Here is a 2,898-nt window from a genome sequence, read left to right on the forward strand (position 1 = left end):
AAACTCACAGCAAGGACAGCAACACTCACTTTTTTGCTGACAACAACGACTACTGACAACCCAATAATTGAGTTCAGGAACGCAGGCAGTACAATCCGATGAAGCGACGCAGGAATTTGCATCGTTAGCACAAACGGGAGTTCCGGGAACCTCTCGTGCCAATAATTGTGTGGAGCACAAGAGTACGCAGAAAAAGAAGCAGGATTGAATCTGCATGGATGGAGTTGTCACGAAATTCATTGGATTCTTGTTTTATTCAATGGATGTATGGATCTGGGACTTCGTTTTTCACATGCAGCGCGCACTCCGTATCTAGCCGTGTGGGGAATACACTTATACGTCATATCGGTCTTCGCTTACGCAAAGTAGCGCTTTTTAAAGCGGGTTCCGATAATAAGGATTCGATGTATGACTTTTTTACAATCGAACCAATATAAGAATAAATGAGTTAAGCCGGACCGTCAGATTGCGACGGAAGTAGTGGCTTGACAGACACCCCATGACGTCGAAGTTCATGTGTTTCTATTTCGACTTTCGTTTTTTATGAAAGAGTTCGCAGTGAATTAATGATTGTGGAACGCCAGATCCTAATAGTTGCTCTTCAAACTCCTGGTTGAAATGTCTGGGACCACAAAGAAAAAAACGAGACCTGAGAAATTGGGGGATCTTCGTTTGGATGAAGTCAATATTGAGATGACCACAATTACCCAACCATTGCGGAGACGGTTGCGAGAGAGTTAAAAAGTACTGAAACCCAGGCAACTCTGAAATGAACTGTTTTGTCTCCTGATCAAAAATGATATCAAGATGAGATCTGGCGCCATAAAATAATGCACAGGGTGAATTTTGTTTTATATCAGACAGAAAACGAACAATGCTCATCATGGGCGTGATCCCAATACCCGCACACAAAAGAACAACAGGCTCTGTATGCAGTTCCCGGTCATAGAAAAAACGACCTAATGGACCTTTTATTTTGATTTCGCTACCCGGGCTGATGTGTTCGAAAAAATAATTGCCAGCTACTCCCCGCGGGTTTCTTTTGATGGTTAAGTCGATTTGCTTTGGATGGAGTGGAGAAGAACTGATTGTAAAACTGCGCCAGACATTTTCACCTTTGATATTGAGACAGACTTTTACAAACATGCCTGGTTTATGAGGAGATAGAACTCCTTTTGAATTATCGAGTCGAAAGGTTCGGACATCATCGGTCTCCTGGATCACGTCTGTCACACTGAGCGCAACAAGTGGGTCGTTGTGTTTTTTGAACTCAAGTTGTTTAAAATTCATTAGGAAACCCGTGTTTAGTGAGCGCCAGAATTTAAGTCAATGAATCTTATAAAGTGACTACGAAAGGATGCCACTGAGAAAAGTCGACTATAGCAAGTAGAAAATCGTCTCTGACTGACACAAAAAATATTGAAAGGCGGGGTAATCTGAAGTGTTCGCTGCGTAGAAAACATGAGTGAATGCTTAGAAATTAAGCATTTGTTTCGCGCGACTGCCCAGCGGATGTCTACTGCAGCAGACTGCGTTGCAGGACTTCTTTTGCCTGATCAAAATAAGGTTGCCATTCAATTTCCGGTTTCCCAAATTTCAGACAGTCACGAACTTTTTGTAACGTATTTCGTGCCATATGCGGACAGCGGTTACAGGCACAGGTTTCACCAGTGGAAGACATGATTCCCGGAACGGGAATGTATGTATGGTGGGGTGCCGATTTTTGTAACGGGTGAATCATGTTGGCTTCGGTCGCAATCAAAAAAGTACCAGGCTCTTTGATAGACATCACGTACTGCCGCAGCTTTTCCGTACCACCTACGAAATCAGAAACATCCAAAATATTATGGGGACATTCCGGGTGGGCCAAAACCTGAGAACCGGGATTCTGTTTTTTGGCGCGAACTAGATCCTGTATACTGAAAATTTCATGAACCATGCAGGAACCGGGCCAGAGGATCATTTCCCGCCCCGTAACTTCCTGAAGATAACGTCCCAGGTGTTGATCAGGGACGAATAAAATTTCTTTGTCTGCCGGGACACGGTCGATAATTTCCCGTGCATTTCCACTCGTCACAATCCAGTCACACAAACTTTTGACTTTAGCCGTCGTATTGATATAAGCGACAGTTTCAAAATCGCGTCCTTCCGCCCTCAGTTTTTTCTGGAATTGATCCAGATCTCCAAATTGACAACTATCAGCAAGAGAGCAGCCGGCGTTCAAATCTGGCAAGAGCACTTTTTTTTCGGGACTCAGAATTTTCGTCGACTCGGCCATGAAATGCACGCCCGAGAAGACTATTGTGGACGTTTTTACATTGACGGCGTCACGCGCCAGTTTCAGGCTGTCACCAGTGAAATCAGCAATTTCCTGAATTTCTCCATCAATGTAAAAATGTGCTAAAAGCGTTGCATCTTTTTCTTTTTTGAGCGATTCGATTTCATCCATCAGATCAAGCGGATCTTCATAGATTTCATCTTTGTTATCGATTGTTGGCAACGACATTTGCTCATATCCTCAGAAAATTTTTATATTCCGAATATCACCTGCCCCAAGGACACGGAATACCCATCAATAGTTCAATAACAATATTCCGCTTTTACTGGAGAATCTGAAACCCTTGCGGTACAACTGAGATACTATAGTTGCAGGGAATCACTCCTGGTCAACTTGCGATTATTCTATATAATTCGGTAAAGGTTTAGAACTCTATGGCAGATCAATCGTTACGAATCCTGATTATTGGCGCTCATCCGGATGATTGCGACATCAAAGCAGGCGGAACGGCCGCTTTGTACCAACAGGCAGGTCATACTGTGAAATTCGTCAGTGTCACGAACGGCGAATCAGGCCATCAGAGCATTTCAGGGCCCGAGTTAGCCGATATCAGACGTGCT

General features: G+C 43.7%; 3 protein-coding genes. 1 reads left to right on the forward strand and 2 read right to left on the reverse strand.

The window, feature by feature from the left end; genetic code table 11:
* Positions 1-522 precede the first annotated feature (522 nt).
* Both Q0668_RS11865 and nadA read right to left on the reverse strand, forming a co-directional pair.
* The gene (locus Q0668_RS11865) at positions 523-1,290 is read right to left on the reverse strand and encodes a ferredoxin reductase (RefSeq protein WP_298864690.1); all 768 of its coding nucleotides are present in this window, start codon (positions 1,288-1,290) and stop codon (positions 523-525) included.
* 226 nt (positions 1,291-1,516) lie between these two features.
* A complete protein-coding gene (gene nadA, locus Q0668_RS11870) occupies positions 1,517-2,506 on the reverse strand; it encodes a quinolinate synthase NadA (RefSeq protein ID WP_298864693.1) in 990 nt (329 codons plus the stop codon).
* Positions 2,507-2,712: 206 nt separating this feature from the next.
* Between nadA and Q0668_RS11875 the strand changes: the two genes are divergently transcribed.
* Positions 2,713-2,898, forward strand: a 186-nt coding sequence (locus Q0668_RS11875) for a PIG-L family deacetylase (protein WP_298864696.1), incomplete at its 3' end; no start/stop codon positions are given.

Origin of the sequence: uncultured Gimesia sp. (genome assembly GCF_937910335.1) — a bacterium.
In the GTDB taxonomy this organism is placed as follows: domain Bacteria; phylum Planctomycetota; class Planctomycetia; order Planctomycetales; family Planctomycetaceae; genus Gimesia.